Origin of the sequence: Xanthobacter albus (assembly GCF_043194895.2) — a bacterium.
Taxonomy (GTDB): domain Bacteria; phylum Pseudomonadota; class Alphaproteobacteria; order Rhizobiales; family Xanthobacteraceae; genus Xanthobacter.
This window is the reverse complement of the sequence record NZ_CM195532.1, coordinates 4464179-4481113: the sequence shown is the minus strand read 5'-3', so window position 1 is coordinate 4481113 and position 16935 is coordinate 4464179. Positions and strand designations below refer to the sequence as shown.

Below are 16935 nucleotides of genomic sequence, written 5' to 3'. Positions count from 1 at the left end.
GGGTCGAGGGGCGCCGTTCGGCGCGATGGCCCGTTGTCCTCTGGTGCATATCGACCCGCGCGGCGCAGCGCCGGAATCCGCCGGTTGTTCGGGCTCGATGCCGGCACCTTGCCGTCGCCCGTCTGGCCGCATAGGGTCTGCCGAAAGCCGGTGCCGGTTGAAGCACTGGCGTTTCCCGACCTCAGGCCGATTGGACCTCCGGCATCACAAGGCACCCGATGAAGCATCCGTATGCTGACGCGCTGGCGGACATGCGGGTCGCCGTGGTCATTCCGTGCCATCGGGTGCGGGCGAGCGTCCTGCCGGCCATCGCGCGGATCGGACCGGAGGTCGATCTCATCTATGCGGTGGACGATGCATGCCCGGAGGGATCGGGCGTTTTCATCGCCGAGCACGCCGCGGACCCGCGCGTGAATGTCCTCTTCCACGACGAGAACATGGGGGTCGGCGGGGCGACGTTGACCGGCATGCGCGCGGCGGTGGCCGGCGGCGCGGACATCATCGTGAAGATCGACGGCGACGGGCAGATGGACCCGGCGCTGATCCCCGGTTTCGTCGGCATGATCGCCGCGGGCGAGGCCGACTATGCCAAGGGCAACCGCTTCTTCGAGCCCGAGAGCGTCGCGCGCATGCCGATCGTCCGGCTGATCGGCAATGCGGGCCTGTCCTTTCTCTCGAAACTCTCGACCGGCTACTGGCAGACCATGGACCCCACCAACGGATACGTGGCCATCCATGCCAGCCTGGTGGAACTGCTGCCGACCGAGAAGATCGCCAGGCGCTATTTCTTCGAATCCGACCTCCTGTTCCGGTTGTCCATCCTGAACGCCAAGGTGGTCGATGTGCCCATGGTCGCGCGCTATGGCGAGGAGATCAGCGGGCTCGTGCCGCACCGCGAGATCCTGCCCTTCGCCGCCGGGCACCTGCGCAATCTCGGCAAGCGCATCCTCTACAACTATTTCATCCGGGGCTTCAGCGCGGCCTCGGTGGAGCTGGTGCTGGGCTTCGGCCTTCTCCTGTTCGGCATCGTCTTCGGCCTTGCAAACTGGGGGCTGCGCAGCCCCGCCTCGGCCGGCACGGTGATGGTGGCGGCCCTGCCGGTCATCGTCGGCTTTCAGCTGCTCCTCGCCGCGCTGAACTACGATATCCAGGCCGTGCCGCGCACGGCGCTGTATCCGCGGCTGCGCCTCTCCGCCCGCAACCGCTCCGGTTCCGCCGGCCGCGGCGTCCCGCCGCTCACGCCCGGCGCGGGCGCGGGGACGGGAGACACCCGGGCGAGGGCGGAAGCGCTGGAACCTTGATGTTCCGCCACGCGGCGGCGTGTATGGACATGGCGCCGCCCTGTGCCACCATGCCCTGAGGTCAGTGGTCGGGGCCGGATGCTGGGAATGATGGTCTGAACATATGTCGGGGTTCTTGCGAAAGCGCCATGCCTGCATCGTGCTCGGCATGCATCGCAGCGGGACGTCGGTGCTGGCGCAGCTGCTCGCCGGCCTCGGCGCCGATCTGCCGCTGGTCCTCAACCCGCCGGCGCCGGACAATCCCGAAGGCTATTTCGAGCCGGCGGCGCTGGTCGCCATCCATGACGACCTGCTCAGCGCCGGCGGCAGCGCATGGTTCGATCTGAGGCCGTTCGCGGTCAACGCCGTGCCCCATGACAGGGCCCGCGCCTTGACGGAGGCGATGGCGAGGGCGCTTGAGGCGGATTATGCCGCGGCCGCTCTGCCCCTCATCAAGGACCCGCGCATGTGCCGGTTCTTCCCGCTCTCGCGCGAGGTGCTGGCGGCATCGGGCATGGACTGCTCGGTGGTGCTGGCCCTGCGGCCCCCCGCCGAGGTTGCCGCCTCGCTCGCCAGGCGGGACCAGATATCGGCCGCCTATGCCGGGGTGCTCTGGGCGCGCCATGTCATCAGCGCGGAGCGCGACACTCGCGACCTGCCGAGGGTCGCCGTCTGCTACGAGGAGATGCTGGCGGACTGGCGCGCGACGGCGGCGCGCGTGAGGCGCCTGCCGGGACCGTGGAACCCGTCCGATCCCGAGCGTTCGCCGCTGAAGGAGGAACTGCGGCATCACAGCAGCCTGAGCGCCACCGACGTGTTCGGCACCACGCTCGGCCCCTTGCTCGACGAGCTCTATGCGGCATTGGCGGCACTCACCGGCGGGGACGAGGGGGAGCAGCGCGCGCGTATCGATGCCGCCGCCGCCGATGTCCTTGCCGCCGCGCACCGGGAGACGAGATTGTTCGAGGCCGAATTCCTGCACAGGCGGCTCGCCGCCACCAACCCGTTCTGGCGGTCGAGCGATCCGCTGGGCGACCGGCAGGCGCTTGCCGCGATCTTCGACAGCCTGCACACCGGCCGGGAACGGGATCTCGCCCGATGAGCGAGCGCGTCGGCCTGTTCGTCGCGGGCGTGCAGAAGGCGGGCACGACGAGCCTCGACGCCTATCTGCGCCTGCACCCCGCGCTTGCCGCCCCATCGGAGAAGGAAACCCATTTCTTCGACGACGAGAGCATCGACTGGAGCGCCCCGCCGTATGAACGCCTGCACGCCTTCTACCCTCCGCCGAGGGAAGGCCTGCTGCGCTTCGAGGCGACGCCGATCACGAGCTTCTGGCCGCCCGCCCTGGCGCGCATCCGGCGGTACAACCCGGCGGCCCGGATCATCCTGCTCCTGCGCGACCCGATCGCGCGGGCATGGTCGCACTGGTCCATGGAGGCGGCCCGCGGGGCGGAAAGCGTGTCCTTTTCGGATGCGATCACCATCGGCCGGCGGCGTCTCGCCAATGCCCCGCTCGGGCCGGAATGGCGCGACTGTTCCTATGTGGAGCGCGGCTTCTACCTGGGGCAGGTGCGCCGGGCCCTGCTGCTGTTTCCGGAAGCGCAGCTGCTTTTCCTGGAATCGCGGGCGCTGCTGAGCGATGCGGCCGGAACCCTGGCGCGGATCGCGGATTTCGCGGGCATCGCGCCCTTCCCCTCCGTTCCGGAGATCCGCGAGAGGCCCAATCCATGTCCGGGCGCGGGGATGAGCGCCAGCGACGCGGCCGTGCTGAAAGCGCTGTTCGCGGACGACGCTCGGGAAGCGGTGGCGCTCGCCGGCATCGACGCCGGTCACTGGCCGACGCTGGCGCCGGACGGCGCGGGGCCCGCCGTCCCGCCGGGATCGTCCTGAGGCGTGGCGTTGGCCAGGTGCGCCAGGGCCCCGCAGCACACCACCGGAAGCAGGAAGAGGTAGCGCACGTCGCAGGCGATGCCGATGAGCGCGAAGCTCGCCGCGAACAGCAGGCCCGACACCAGCATCGCGACGATGGCGACGTCTCCGGGTGCGCGGGATGTCCTGAACCGGATCACGCCGGCCAGCGCCAGCGCGACAAGCGCCCACGTGAGGTTCATGAACAGCGGCGTGCCGAACCACGATGTCGAATAGGCGTACAGCGCGGCATCCTGCGGCCGCACCTCCCGTTTGAGCCCCAGTTGGGACAGGGTGGCATCGGGACCGTCGACGCCGACCCAGACCGGCAGGCAGAGCCGCACGTCGGGCGGCGCGACCATCCATCGGAAGACCGCCGCGCGGTGGGCCAGCCAGGCACGCGGATTTGCTTCCACCGTGTGCCACCAAAGTCCAGGAACCTGCTCCATGTCCTGGAAATAGCTCATCACCTCCACGTTCTTCACCAGCGTGTCCACGCGGCTGGGATCGTAGCCGTGCCGGAAGGCGGAGACGATGCGCTGGGATTCCGGCGATGACGCCGGCGACGCGGGGAGCGGGGGCGCGCCGTTCGCGATCATCCCCGCCATGTCGTAGCGGTGAAGAACCTTCAGGCCCCAGGCCATGCCGTCGCCGATGGGCTGCGCCGCGCTGGCCTCCACGGCGGATCGCGCGGCCACGAAGGCGAGGGCGGCACACACCGCCCAGGCGACCATCCGGGTGGAGCGGGCCCGCAGCGTGGCGGGACCCGGCGCGGTGATGGCGACGCAGGCCGCGCCGGCCAGGCCGATCAGCACGCCGTTCTGCCGGGTCGCGGCCGCGAGCGCCGCGAGAAGGGCGGCCAGCGCGAGACAAGTGAGGCGGGCGCGTCGCCGTCCGCCATGGCGCTGCGCCAGAACGAGGCACGTGAAGGTGCTCAGGGACAGGTTGGCGAACAGGACGTCCTTCCAGACCGTGCCCTGGTAGATCAGCAGCAGCGGCGTGGACAGCAGGACGAGGAGGAGCGCGCCCGACAGCCAGTTCATCGCGCTCCGGCGACCGGCCCCGCCCGCCAGCACCATCAGCGGCACATAGAAAAGCGCGGACACGAAGAGGACATAGAGCGCGGTGCCCGGCACGATGCGGTCGAAGGCGCCCAGCAAAGCGGACATGAGCGGCGGGTTGCTGCCGGCATAGATGCCGGTGCGCCCTTCGAGAAGCTGGATGACGGAATCGGTGGAGAGATGGCCCGGCGCATCGAGGGCCAGCGCCACAAGCCACGCCAGGGCGATCAGGAGGCGGAGCATGTCGCCTCCGCGCCGTTCGCCGGCCGCGGCATCAGGCCCTGTTCCACCGCCGCCCGCGCGAAGGCCCGGTAATATTCCGGGATGAAGTGGAAGGGCGCGGGCCCCCACCGATGGGCTCCGTCGACGATCCGCAGGGCGGGGGGCGGCTCGATCAGCGTCGCTTCCGGAAACCGGGCGGCGAAGGCGGCATGCATGCGGCAGAGCAGCTCGTTATGGGCGGCGCGCGATACGACCCTGCCATGCAGGATTTCGCAGCGATCGGGGAGAGGTTCGTTCCCCGAGGAGGTCCGCATGGTGTCGGCCCAGTAGCAGGCATGCAGCACGAGACGGCACGAGGGGAGCTGCCCCCCGTCGAGGAACCGGCGCAGGCGGAGCAGGCCGGCAAGCCATCGTGCCCAGGCTTCCTCGGACAGCCGCGGGATGCGTTGCGCCTGCGCGAGCGGCGCCTGCGCCAGCAGGCCGCTTTCCAGCATTTCGAGGCTTTCGTTCACCAGCACGTCGCCGCAGGCGAGGAGATCGAAGCGCTCATCGATGAAATCGAGCATCAGCACATCCGGCCGCAGCGCCGCCAGCTCGGCGAAGGCGCTCTTGCGGATTTCCGTCGTGACGACCCGTCGGGCGAAGGTGTCCGTGCCCGGCACCCGCGCGGCCAGGGCGTCCAGCGCGCTGCTCCCGTTCATGGGGCGCGAGACGCTCGCCAGCGAGGTCCGGCCGAGGAAGAATGCGGGGCTGCCGGGCTGGAGGTCGAGAAGCCTCCAGACGTCCCTCGTGACGCAGCTTCCCAGGAGGGCGATGCCGGAGGCGGCCATCTAGCCCGCTCCGGCCAGGGCTGCGAATTCGGCGCCGGTGATGGCGAAGGGGTCGCGGATGCGGGCGCGCAGCCCGCCGTCCCGCCGCCAGAGACGGCGATGCTCACGCGGGATCGGCTGACCCTGCGCATCCATGCCGAATGCCCACCAGCCGGCCGGCAACCCCTCCGGCGCGTTGCGGGCCAAGGCGTCCGCGTACCACGCCATCACTTCGGCCAGGGCGCTGCCCGCCTGGGCGTGGCGTTCGAGCATGATGCGGCCGGCGCCGGTGAACTTGGTGAAGTGGAAGAACCTGAGCGGCGCGCCACCGGCGCGGATGACGCCGTCCCGCCCGATGCTCAGCGGCCGGTGGCCGACATTCCAGCTCGCGACATTGCAGCCGGGGTCGCGAATGATGTGGGTGCCGGGGAAGAAGACGGGGACGTGATCGCACCAGCGCTGGTCGGTGAACAGCCCTCCGGCGATGTCGTCCACGCAATGGTCGTGAAGGCGGTCGGCCCACCACCGCGCGAAACGCCGGCCCTCGGCGCCGGCCGATACGCCGACGAAGCCGAGATTGTAGATGCCGTGCTTCAGCGCGCCGATCTCATTGTCCAGTACCGCGGCGGGGGAGGTCTCCGGTTCCAGGAGATGCGGCGTGAGGAGGATATCGGATTGGGTGAGCCGTTCCGCGATCCCGGTCAGCGGCGCGAAGACGGCAATGTCGGGGTCGAGATAGAGGATGCGTTCCGCGCCGCGCTCCAGCATGTGGAGCAGCATGGCGCCCTTCACCGCCGTGCAGGCCTCCACGACGTCGTGGCCGAACAGCCAGGCGCGAACGTCGGGAATATCCAGATCCTCTACCTGGACCACGTGATCGAACGCCGCCTCGATCGCCTCCATGGAAAATCCCGCAGGAGGCTGATCGACCAGGCAAAGCCACGATGTCCAGCCGGGATGCTGGCTGCGCAGGCTCCGGGCGAGCACGGCCGCGCGATCGGCATAGGCGAGCGAAGCCGAGGTGAAGCAGTGGACGCCGGTGTCAGCCATTCCCGCGCAGGCTCCGTTTGCGCGCATCGGCCCCGCGCGCGAGAAGCCACTCCGCGCCGGCGCCACCCACGGCCAGCACATGGCGCGACCGGTGCGCTTCGGCGAGCAGCTCGTGCAGGCGATCGCCCTCGAAGAGGGACCGGAGGTCCTGCTCGTCGCGCGCGAGCAGCCCCTGCCGCGGCGCATTCTCGCGGATCGCCTGCCAGATGTTGCCGGATTCCGGATGGGTGACCACGAAGGCGCCGCCGGCGATCGCCTCATGCGTCGTGAAGGAGAAGGTCTCGAAGCAGGACGACCAGTTCACGACGATATCGATCTCCTCGACGACGACGGCGTCGGCCATCGCGCTTTGGCGGCCGGGGCCGACCCGCACCGGCACGTGCCGGATATGCGGCGTCAGCGGAAGCCCCTCGTCAAGGCCGAGCTGCAGGAATTCGAAGCGCCCGTCCGCCGCGAAGCGGCCGGCAAGCTCGGTGAAGACCGGCCAGCCCTTGTGGAAGGTCCTCGCCCCCAAATGCGCGACGCGCAGCCTCTTCCGCGTCGGGCGCGTGATGGCCGGACCGGGCAGCGGTACCAGCAGGAGGGGCGGAGCCACCGCGGAAAGCTCGACCGCGAACCCCGCGCGGCTCTTCCAGAAGTCGAGCGCCAGCCTGGACGGGGCAAGGACGACCGGGGATACCGCCGCGAAGAAGGCACGCAGCCGTGTCAGGTGCCGTTGCCGACCGGCCCCGTGCGCGCAGATCATGCAGGCGGAGGAGGTCTCCGGGGGGCCGCCGCAGAAGGCGAGGTCGTTGCGCAGGAGCGCCGGGCTCTCGCACAGGGTGCCGAAATCGTGCAGCCAGAACAGCAGCTCCCGGGCCCTCGCGGCAACGTGGAGGGCCTGCACCTGTTCAGGCGCATGGCCCGACAGGTGATGCACGACGCTTGCGAGAACCGCGTTCTGCCGGCCGAGCTCGCGGCAGACTTCGAGGAGCGTCTCGAATGAAGCCGTGCCGATGACGGCTCCATCGAGACGCGCCGAAAAGCACGCCGAGGGGTCAGGTTCCGCCAGCCGGCTCGCGGTCGCCACCGGCGAGAGGTGCAGATAGCCGAGCCCCTCCGCGGCGAAACCGAGCTGTTCCGCATGGACGACGTTCTGCACCCCGCCGCAGTGGGCGGCGTAGTCATCGTGGCTGAAGCTGATGACCAGCGGGAAACGGGAGATGCACGCGAGAATGTCGCCCGCCTCCACCGTCGATTGGCGGTCGTGGGTGGCGGAGGTCTCGGTCCGGCGCGCCCAGGCCGAGGCCAGGGTGTGGCGCCATGCCGGTTCCTCGGCCATCGGGGCCGAGGGCGGCGTCTCCTCGGGGGCTTGTTCTTCCGCCGCGGGAGGTTCCGGCACATGGGGGCGCGCAGTGAGCCGCACGGGGCGCTCATAGGCCGAAAGATGATCTTCGATCGCCTGGAGCGGGACGGGGGACTCGGGCGGAACCAGCGCGCGCCAGTTGACGGCTTCGGGAATGCGCTGGGGATTGCTCAACACCAATTCCGTCTTGAGGAACGGAAAAGCGCAGCGCCGGACCAGCATGCCCGCGAAATAATGGATGGGGTTGAGCGGGAGATCGAGCAATTGCCGGCGCAGGTTGAGGCGCTGGCCGGGACCCGCCGCGGGTCCGTGCCGCCCCGGCAGCGCGGCGAACAGGGCGGCCACGTCGTCTTCCGACTGCAGAAGCTCGTTCTCCAGCTCCTCGTAGCCCCACAGCGCCGCGACCCTGTGGCCCTGGTCGCGCATGTGCTCCGTCAGCGCGATCTCGAAACGCTTCACGACGAGGCGCTTGTTGACGCTCAGGCGCCCGGCGCGGAGGAAGGAAACGACATCCGATATGGCCGCCTCACCGCGCGCGAGCAGGAAATAGGATTGCAGATGGGGCGCATGCTGCACGCTGTCCGTCATGCCGAACAGGCCCTCGCCGGCCGCGCGCATGCGCGCCAGCGCAGGGTCGAGCGCATGCAGCGGGCCGAGCACGGAGTCGTTGACGAGCAGCAGCTCGTCCAGCTGCCCGGTGATGTCCGGGAAAAGCGTCAGCGCGTCGATCCACCCGCCGAAGTCGAGGCCAAAATTGCGGCGGTGGATGGCCAGCTCGACGATATCGCGGATGCGGGTGAAGTCCGCCTCGTCGAAGCGCGGCGATGCGGAGATGAAGACGATGCGGAACCCCAGCCGCGCATAGTCGTGCAGCTGCGCCACGACCATCTCGCTGATGACGGAATGGGGGGAAAAATGGGCGTAAAGGGCGACGGCGCGCGTCCCGCCCGTGCGGGCGCCGTGGAAGATGCGCAGCAGCCGCGCCTTGGCGCCTCCCCGATGCTCGCGCGCATCGGTCCATGCCGTGCGGCAGGAGTCCGCCAGCCGCGAGAGACGCAGCGCGGCCCTCCCGAACGGGGCCAGCAGGCGGTGGAGCAGCCGCTTCCGCCTGGGCGGTCGGCGAAGACGAAACGGCCTGTCGCTGATGTCCGTCAGCGGGTGGGGCCAGTCCGCGCCCACCGCGCCGGGCGGGGGCGCCCCGATGTCTGCTTGATCACTCATCAGCCGTTTTACTCGGAACTGTGCTGTCGAACCAGCGGCCGGTGCCGTCATCTTCCGTTACAGGAATATGGGTTTGCTTTACTTTATTTTATTGATCGGTACGGCTCGATTGCCGGGCTTCGCGCTTTTGAGGATGATGATTTGCATATCGCTTAAGTAGCGTCGCCCTGTTGCTGCAATTTTCCTGTTGGATGATACCGCCTGCAATTCCGTTGTCCAGAGACGCCAATCCCGCCGGACATCGGCAACGATGCTGGCTCCTCCGAATTGCGGTCGGAGAGGCCCGCTCCGAGATAGGACAGCCAAACCATGCCGCCGCCAGCGCCACGGCGCCGAGGCGGGTGACGGCTCTCCGCGGCAGATGGAGCGCCATGCCTCGACCCGTCCGCTGGCCATTCGGCAGGGGAGGCTGATGACGCGCCGACGGTCACCGCGCGTATCGCTTCTGTATCAGCCTGTTTCAGCCCGGCGCGGCATTCTGGAGCCGGGGCAGGCGGATGGTGGCCTCCAGGCCGCCGCCCTCGCCATTGGAGAGGGTCAGCGTGCCGCCATGGGCGGCCACGGCCCCCTGGGCGATGGTGAGGCCGAGCCCCACGCCGCCGGTCGCGCGGCTGCGGGATTCCTCGAGCCGCACGAAGGGCTCGATGACGGTGGCGAGCTGGTCGTCGGGAATGCCCGGCCCGTTGTCCCTCACCGTCAGGACGGCCTCGGCGCCGGCTTCGGCGATGGTGACGTGCGCCGCGCCGCCATAGGCCAGGGCATTCTCCACAAGGTTCGATACCGCGCGCTTGAGGCCGAGGCGGCGGCCCTCGATCACGAGGCGCGGCGGCGCGGAGAGGTCGGCAGGGCGCCCGCGGTCGCGCGCATCGTCCACGATGGTCTCCACCAGCGCCACCAGATCAAAGGCGCGCACCGGCTCCCCGGCGGCCTCGCCGCGCAGATAGGAGAGGGTCGCCTCCACCATCTGCTCCATCTCGGCCACATCGGCCGCCATGGCCGCGCGCAGGGCGGCGTCGGGCACGTCCTCCAGCCGGAAGCTGAGACGCGTCATGGGCGTGCGCAGGTCGTGGGAGACCGCGGCGAGGGCCTGCGTGCGCCGCTTCACCAGCTCAGCGATGCGCGCCTGCATGCCGTTGAAGGCGTGGGCCAGCTCGCGCACTTCCCGAGGGCCTGCTTCCGGAAGCCGCATGGCGGGCGCATCGGGCGGCAAGGCGGCGACGGCGCGCGCCATGGCGCGGAGCGGGCGCGTGAGCCAGGCGGCGATGGCCAGGGACAGAAGCAGCACGCCGGCGGCCATGAGCGAGGTGGAGAGGAGCGAGCCGTGGGCGCCCCCCGCCGTGGGCTCGGAAAAGAACAGGCTGGCGTTCAGCCAGCTGCCATCCGGCAGGCGCAGGGCGACGAGGCTGAGATGCGGGTCCGACCCGCCGCCCGCCACCACGTCGGCCGGCGCGATATCCGGCGCGAGGGCACGCAGGTCCTCGGCAAGGCGCGCCTGGCTCCCCGTCGGGCCGGGGCCGGCCACCGCCATCGCCTGCCGGCTCCAGTGGGCGTCGATGGCCCCGCCCGACAGCTCGTGCGCCACGTCCTCCCGCCGCTCGGGCGGGGCGGCCGCGAGGGCGCGCCGGAGCGCGACCAGCTGATCGGCGAGCCGCACGGCATGGGCGGCGTGGCGCTCGCTCTCCATGGCGTGCTCATAGGTCCAGAGGCTGAGCACATGCACCACCACGATGCCGAGAACCGCCACCACGGCGGTGCGCGCGGCGAGGCTGTCGAAGGCGCGGATCACGAGCGGTGCACCTCGGGGGAAAAGAGATAGCCGGCGCCGCGCACCGTCTTCACCATCTCCGCGCCGCCATGGGCGTCGAGCTTCTTGCGCAGCCGGCTCACCTGGATGTCGATGGCCCGGTCGAAACCGGTGGCGACGCGGTTCTTGGCGGCATCCATGAGCTGGTCGCGGGTCAGGACCCGCTGGGGATGCTCCAGGAAGGTCAGCAGCAGGTCGTATTCCCCGGTGGAGAGATCCACCACCGCGCCTTCGGGATTGGCCAGCTCCCGGCGACGCGTGTCGAGCGTCCAGCCGGAGAAATGGAGCAGGCTTCCGCCGGGCGCCGCGCTTCCCCCCGGCCCGCGCATCCGCCGCAGCACCGCATGGATGCGCGCCAGAAGCTCCCGCGGATTGAAGGGCTTGGCCAGGTAATCATCGGCGCCGAGCTCCAGCCCGACGATGCGGTCGATGTCGCTGCTGCGGGCGGTGAGCATGATGATGGGCACGTCCGAGGTGCGGCGGATGTCCCGGCACAGATCGAGCCCGTTCGCGCCGGGAAGCATCACGTCGAGGATGACGAGATCCACGGGGCCGCCGGCCATCGCCTCGCGCATCTCGCGGCCATCCTGCGCCGCGGTGACCTTGTGTCCGTGCTGGCGCAGGAACTTGCCGGCGAGACGGCGGATCTCGGCGTCGTCGTCGACGATCAGGATATGGCCTTCGGGAAACACTGGTGCTCAGGCCTCGCTTTGCGGTAAGCCGCTCCTTCAAGGGCGCGCCTCGCGGGCGAAGCGTGCTCGATCGGCGGCGGGCCTCGAAGAATGTCCCGCTCGTCAAGCCGCGCGCGGCAACGGCGCCGCCTTCGGAGCGGGAGGGACAAGGTGCCGGGCCGCCGCCCGCACGGCCGCGACGGCAGGCGCCTCTTCCCCATGGCTCGGGGAAGCATGCCCGCGTGTCTCATGCCGTGGCGATGGCGTGCTCAGGCTGTGGCGTTCTCGTAGATGTCCTCCTCCTGCGCATTGTGCATGCGCACCAGCGCCTCGATGGATTCCACCATACGCTGCGCGTCGCGGATCAGGTAGCGGTCCGCGTCGGCCGCGGACAGGCCTTCCGCGAGACGGCTCAGCAGGCGGGCGAGATGGAGGATCTCGCGATGGGCGCGGCTCATGGCGGCGAGGCCGTCGCCATCGTGCACGGCGGCGCGCAGCTGCGGGTAGAGGCTGTCCTCGTCCTGCCGCTCGTGGACGGCGATCTTGGTCGCCACCAGAGTACTCGCCTCGCGGATCAGGGCGACGGCGGCAGCTCCGGCGGCATCGTCCAGGGCATCGGAAATCTCCCGCATCCGGTCGAGGGTCGCTTCCAGCGCGCGATGGTCCTGCTGAAGCGCGAGGGTGACCGCCGGCTTCAGGGCGCGATGGCCGAAGCCATGGCCCGCGGTCAGGGCGCGCAGGGCATTGAGGATGACAGCCACGTCGATGACTTCCTGGGTCACCGCGCCGGCGACCGGCGGCAGCCAGCCGAAGGCCGCCGCGATCATGGCGGCGCCCGACAGCCCCATGCCCACGCCGATGCTCTCCATGGCGATCCGCCGCGTGCGCCTGGCGATGGCAACCGCGTCCGACACCCGGTCCAGCTGGTCCACGAGGATGACCACGTCCGCCGCCTCGGACGAGGCGCTCGCGCCGCGCGCGCCCATGGCGATGCCCACGCCGGCGGCGGCGAGGGCCGGGGCGTCGTTGATGCCGTCGCCGACCATCAGCGTGGGGTTCAGCCGCTGCTCCACCGTGACGGCCTCCAGCTTGTCGCCGGGGCTCCGGTTGGCGAGGACGGAATCGAGGTCCAGGGCGGCGCCGATGGTTTCCGCCGCCTCGGCATTGTCGCCGGTCAGCATGACGATCCGCGCCACGCCCGCGGCCCGCAGGGACTGGATGGCGCGCGGCGTCTCGCGCCGCAGCTCGTCGGCGAGCAGGATGGCGCCCTTCACCTTGCCGTCCACCGACACGAAGATGCTGAGGGCGGATCGCCAGGCGGCCCGTCTCAGCGCCCTCTGCGCCCAGGGCTCGGGACGAAGGGCACCGCAGACGAGATCATAGGAGCCCGCCTTCACCAGCCGCCCGCCCACGCGGCCCTCGAGGCCCGATCCCATGGTCTCGCGCACGCTCTCCGGCGGGTCGAGCGCGATGCCGCGCCTGCGGGCGGCGGAGACGATGGCCGCCGCCACCACATGGTGCGAGGCCTGCTCCAGGGAGGCCGCGAGGCGCAGGATCTCGTCCGGGCTTTCGCCGGAGGCGGCCTCCACGGCGACCAGCCGGGCGCCGCCCACCGTCAGCGTGCCGGTCTTGTCGAGCACCACGGTGTGGGTGCGGGCCAGCGCCTCCAGCGCCGCTCCGCCCTTCACCAGAATGCCGAGCCGCGCCGCCCGCGCGACACCGGAGATGAACGCCACCGGGGCGGCCAGGATGAGGGGGCACGGTGTCGAGGCCACCAGCACCGCCAGGGCGCGGACCTCGTCCCCCGAAAGCGCCCAGGCCAGCCCGGCAAGAAGCAGGGTCGCCGGCAGCAGCAGCAGGGCGTAGCGGTCGGCGAGGCGGATGAAGGGAGCCCTGGCCGTCTGCGCCGCTGTCACCATCCGGACGATGCCGGCATAGGTGCTGTCGCCGGAGCGGGCGGTGGCGCGGATCTCGAAGGTCTCGCCGGCATTTATGGTGCCACTGAACACCGGCGCGCCGCGCGTCTTGCGAACGGGCAGGGGCTCGCCGGTCAGGGCAGCCTCGTCCAGCGTGGCGGCGGCGGTGGCGAGGAGGCCGTCCACCGGGATGACCTCGCCGGCATCCACCACCAGCAGGTCGCCGGCCGCGATGGCGTCGACGGGAACGTCGGTGATGGCGTCGCCGTCACGGCGGTGGGCGATGCGCGGCGCGCGATCGACCAGCGAGCGCAGGTCCCGCTCCGCGCGCGCGACCGCGATGTCCTCCAGCAGGTTTCCACCGGCATACATCACCGCAATGACTGAACCCGCGAGATTCTCGCCGAGCGCGACCGCCCCGCTCATGGACAGCAGCGCCACCGCATCGACGCCCAGGCGCCCGGCGGCGAGATCCCTTGCGATGGAGACGGCGAGCCAGACGATGACGGGAAGCGTGCCGCCGGCCCAGATCCGGTCCGCGAGCGTCGCGTATCCGAGCCACCATGCGGCGATGCCGCCGATGAGGCCGAGCAGGGCGATCCCCGCAAGGCCCCAGCGCAGAACGCGCGCGTCAAGGAGACGTCCCATCCGACCCCCATGGCCACGCCGGCATGGCCGCAGAAGAGTTTAATGCGATGATTCCGCGCTCGCCATGGCAGGATGCCGATGGAAGCGGCTTGGTGTGCAATGCCGAGGGTGCACCCATATCACAACAATGTGAATGAATGCGCGGCTTGAAAATCGCTTGCCGGATCTTATTACCGGCGCGCGTTCTGAGATCAGGCTGGTCTTTGATCGGCCCCAGCGAGGCTTCGCTCCGTCGCCACGCTGCCAGACGCCAGCGAGCAGAGCGCGCCGGCCTTCGGAAGGCGGGCGATGTCTTGGCGGACGCGCCGAACCCCGGCGCGAAGCGCGTTTCGCAATCCGTGACCTCGCCGCGCTGACCGGCGGGGCGCGCGGCATCCCTTTGAATTTCAAGATCCTCGAACTGGTCGCATACCGACGCGAAGGACGACCGTCGGCGCGCGGCGCGATGCCGGGCCGTCATCGGCGGAGATCACGCGGCCGGCACCGGATCACCCGATGAGCCTCCCTGGTGCCGGGCGGATTTCAGCTCGCAAATCGGGGGCGGGACGCTGCGGGTGAGCCGCGGTGCTGCCGACCCGACTGTTGCCACGATCTGCATGTCATGGTCGCGGCCACCGCGAGGCGAGATCGCGCTGGTGTCGCCGTCGGTGGCGCGTGGCGGGCCGCGCCACGCACACGCGCGCTTGCCAGTCGAGCCGTGTGACGGCAATCTCCGCCCGGCAAGACGCCCGGCGGGCGCATGCCGGGTCATTCTCGCCGAGCAACTGGACATGGGAAGCTGCCAGATCATGAGCATGGACTGTGGGAATGACGCGGCCGGGGACATCGGCGAGCGCCGCCTGCCCGGGCTTCGCGCGGGGGCGCTCAGCCGCCGGTCGTTTCTGTTCGGCTCCGCCATGGGGTTCGGCGCATTGGGGCTCGCCGGTTGCGGGACGCTCGACGGCATGAGCGTCGCCGAGGCCGAGAAGCTCTACGGGCCGGTGCCCACCGAGAAATTCCCGATCCCGGGGGTCGATGTCAGCAAGGTCAATCCCAAATATTATCGTCGCACGGTGCGCTACGAAACGAAGGAAGCGCCCGGAACCATCATCGTCGATCCCGGCAATTACTACGTCTACCGCATCGAGGATGAGGGGTCCGCCACCCGCTATGGCGCCAATGTCGGCCGCGCGGGCTTCCTCTGGAGCGGTGACGCTTATGTGGGGCGCAAGGGCGAATGGGCGATCTGGACGCCCCCCAAGGAGATGATCAAGCGCCAGCCCGAGGCGGCCAAATATGCCGGCGGAATGCCGGGCGGCCTCGACAACCCGCTCGGCGCCCGCACGCTTTATCTCTATCAGAACGGCGCCTACACGCTCTACACGATCTACGCCACCAGCGATCCCGAGTCGATCGGCACCGGCGTCACCAGTGGATGCGTCGGCCTCCTGAGCCAGGACATGATCGACCTGTACTCGCGGACGCCGGTCAAGACCAAGGTGGTCGTTCTGCCGGCATAGGCGCGGGACCTGCTGACTTGGACGGGGCGTGTTCACGGCGTCCGGTTCCACCGAGCGAAGGCGGGTGGCGCGGATTGCACCATCGACCGCGACCGAAATGCGCCCCCGCCGACTGGCAACCCGCGAAGCGCTCCGGCGACGGCTGTCACAGGGTCCGGGCCACCCGCGCCCAAGGGGGCAGCCTGAAGGCGAGATATGATCCCGCCACCGTGGAGCACGGCCGCCGCCGCACGTTGACGAAAGCCGGCCGAAGCATGAAGGTTCTCTTCGGGGGACTTTCATGACTCAATCGGATGCAGGGGCTGGCGGGACGTCGCAGGCGGCCGCGGGCGAAGCGGGCGCGCGCGTGCCCGAGGCCACGCAGATTTCTTGCTCGCGCACGTTCGCGAGCTGGCTCGTCCGGCACCGGGCGAGCCTCGCGTTCTCCTCCTACCAGTCGGGCCAGCTTTTCCTCGTCGGCCAGTTCGGCGACGGGAGCCTCTCCTTCCATCAGCGCGACTTCGTGCGCGCCATGGGGCTGTGGAGCCAGGGCGGCGACCTCTTCCTCGCCTCGCTGATCCAGATCTGGCGCCTGGCCAACGTGCTTGCCGCGGAAGAGCGGGCCAATACCCATTTCGACCGCCTCTACGTGCCGCGCGCCGCTTTCGTCACCGGCGACCTCGACGCCCATGAGCTGGCGGTGGAGGCGAGCGGCCGCCTCGTCTTCGTGAACACGAAATACTCCTGCCTCGCGACGGTCAGCCATTCCCACAGCTTCAAGCCGCTGTGGCGGCCGAAATTCGTCTCCCGCCTCGCGGCCGAGGACCGCTGCCATCTCAACGGGCTCTGCCTTGAGGACGGACGCGTGCGCTATGTGACCGCCGTGGCCCGCGCCGATGTGGTGGACGGCTGGCGCGAGCATCGCGCCGGTGGCGGCGTCGTCATCCGGGTGGACGACGATGCCGTGATCGCGGAGGGCCTGTCCATGCCGCACTCGCCGCGCCTTCACGGCGGCTTCCTGTGGGTGCTGGATTCCGCGCGCGGCTACCTGGTGCGGATCGATCCGCAAAGCGGAGCGAAGGAGGATGTCGCCTTCTGCCCCGGCTTCCTCCGCGGCCTCGCCTTCCATGAGGGCCACGCCATCGTCACGCTTTCCCTGCCGCGCGACACCAGCTTCGCCGGCCTGCCCATCGAGGGGGAGATCGCGCGGCGCGGCGGCGTGCCGTGGTGCGGGATCCAGATCATCAACCTCGCGACCGGCGACGTGGTGGAATGGATCCGCCTCGACGGTGCCATCCGCGAGCTGTTCGACGTGGTCGTCCTCAAGGACGCCGCCTGCCCCATGGCCGCGCCGGCGGCAGGGCCCGAGCTTGCCGGGCTCCTGACCGTCGAGGCTCCTGACCGCCCCCTCGACGCGCGAGGATATCCTCGCGACGGGCCGTAATTCCGGCGCCGCGCGAGGCTCCGATCTGGGCCAAAATTCGCCGCGCCAAAGGCATGCCATGCCTTCGCGGAAGCCGGG

12 protein-coding genes are annotated in these 16935 nt (G+C 70.1%); 5 read left to right on the top strand and 7 right to left on the bottom strand.

Annotated elements, in window-relative coordinates; translation table 11 throughout:
• Positions 1 to 218 precede the first annotated feature (218 nt).
• From V5F75_RS19880 to V5F75_RS19870, 3 genes are all read left to right on the top strand, one after another.
• A complete protein-coding gene (locus V5F75_RS19880) occupies positions 219 to 1301 on the top strand; it encodes a glycosyltransferase family 2 protein (RefSeq protein WP_394037618.1) in 1083 nt (360 codons plus the stop codon).
• Positions 1302 to 1404: 103 nt separating this feature from the next.
• Entirely contained in the window at positions 1405 to 2382 is a 978-nt protein-coding gene (locus tag V5F75_RS19875) for a sulfotransferase family protein (RefSeq protein ID WP_394037620.1), read from the top strand.
• Complete coding sequence (locus tag V5F75_RS19870; protein ID WP_394037622.1) at positions 2379 to 3170, top strand: sulfotransferase family protein; 792 nt, start codon at positions 2379 to 2381, stop codon at positions 3168 to 3170. Before V5F75_RS19875 ends, V5F75_RS19870 begins: the two co-directional genes overlap by 4 nt.
• Here V5F75_RS19870 and V5F75_RS19865 read toward each other — a convergent pair.
• The 7 genes from V5F75_RS19865 to V5F75_RS19835 form a co-directional block, all read right to left on the bottom strand.
• A complete protein-coding gene (locus tag V5F75_RS19865; RefSeq protein ID WP_394037624.1) occupies positions 3110 to 4492 on the bottom strand; it encodes a hypothetical protein in 1383 nt (460 codons plus the stop codon). The two genes, V5F75_RS19870 and V5F75_RS19865, sit on opposite strands and share 61 nt — an antisense overlap.
• The gene (locus tag V5F75_RS19860; protein WP_394037626.1) at positions 4477 to 5301 is read right to left on the bottom strand and encodes a DUF6270 domain-containing protein; all 825 of its coding nucleotides are present in this window, start codon (positions 5299 to 5301) and stop codon (positions 4477 to 4479) included. The genes V5F75_RS19865 and V5F75_RS19860 overlap by 16 nt, the downstream gene beginning before the upstream one ends.
• Positions 5302 to 6267, bottom strand: coding sequence for a hypothetical protein (locus V5F75_RS19855; protein WP_509212121.1), 966 nt, complete (start codon positions 6265 to 6267; stop codon positions 5302 to 5304).
• 55 nt (positions 6268 to 6322) lie between these two features.
• Positions 6323 to 8896: a rhamnan synthesis F family protein gene (locus tag V5F75_RS19850; protein WP_509212120.1), complete on the bottom strand. Its 2574-nt coding sequence runs from the start codon at positions 8894 to 8896 to the stop codon at positions 6323 to 6325.
• Positions 8897 to 9356: 460 nt separating this feature from the next.
• Positions 9357 to 10682 carry an ATP-binding protein gene (locus tag V5F75_RS19845; RefSeq protein WP_394037632.1) on the bottom strand — a complete coding sequence of 442 codons (1326 nt, stop codon included), beginning with the start codon at positions 10680 to 10682 and terminating at the stop codon, positions 9357 to 9359.
• Positions 10679 to 11392 carry a response regulator gene (locus tag V5F75_RS19840; RefSeq protein WP_394037634.1) on the bottom strand — a complete coding sequence of 238 codons (714 nt, stop codon included), beginning with the start codon at positions 11390 to 11392 and terminating at the stop codon, positions 10679 to 10681. The genes V5F75_RS19845 and V5F75_RS19840 overlap by 4 nt, the downstream gene beginning before the upstream one ends.
• 248 nt (positions 11393 to 11640) lie before the next feature.
• Positions 11641 to 13935: a heavy metal translocating P-type ATPase gene (locus V5F75_RS19835; protein ID WP_394037636.1), complete on the bottom strand. Its 2295-nt coding sequence runs from the start codon at positions 13933 to 13935 to the stop codon at positions 11641 to 11643.
• A 788-nt stretch (positions 13936 to 14723) separates the two neighbouring features.
• On the opposite strand from V5F75_RS19835, the gene V5F75_RS19830 reads away from it, so the two are divergent.
• Positions 14724 to 15434: a L,D-transpeptidase gene (locus V5F75_RS19830; RefSeq protein WP_394037654.1), complete on the top strand. Its 711-nt coding sequence runs from the start codon at positions 14724 to 14726 to the stop codon at positions 15432 to 15434.
• A 280-nt stretch (positions 15435 to 15714) separates the two neighbouring features.
• Positions 15715 to 16857: a TIGR03032 family protein gene (locus V5F75_RS19825; RefSeq protein WP_394037638.1), complete on the top strand. Its 1143-nt coding sequence runs from the start codon at positions 15715 to 15717 to the stop codon at positions 16855 to 16857.
• Positions 16858 to 16935: the final 78 nt, after the last annotated feature.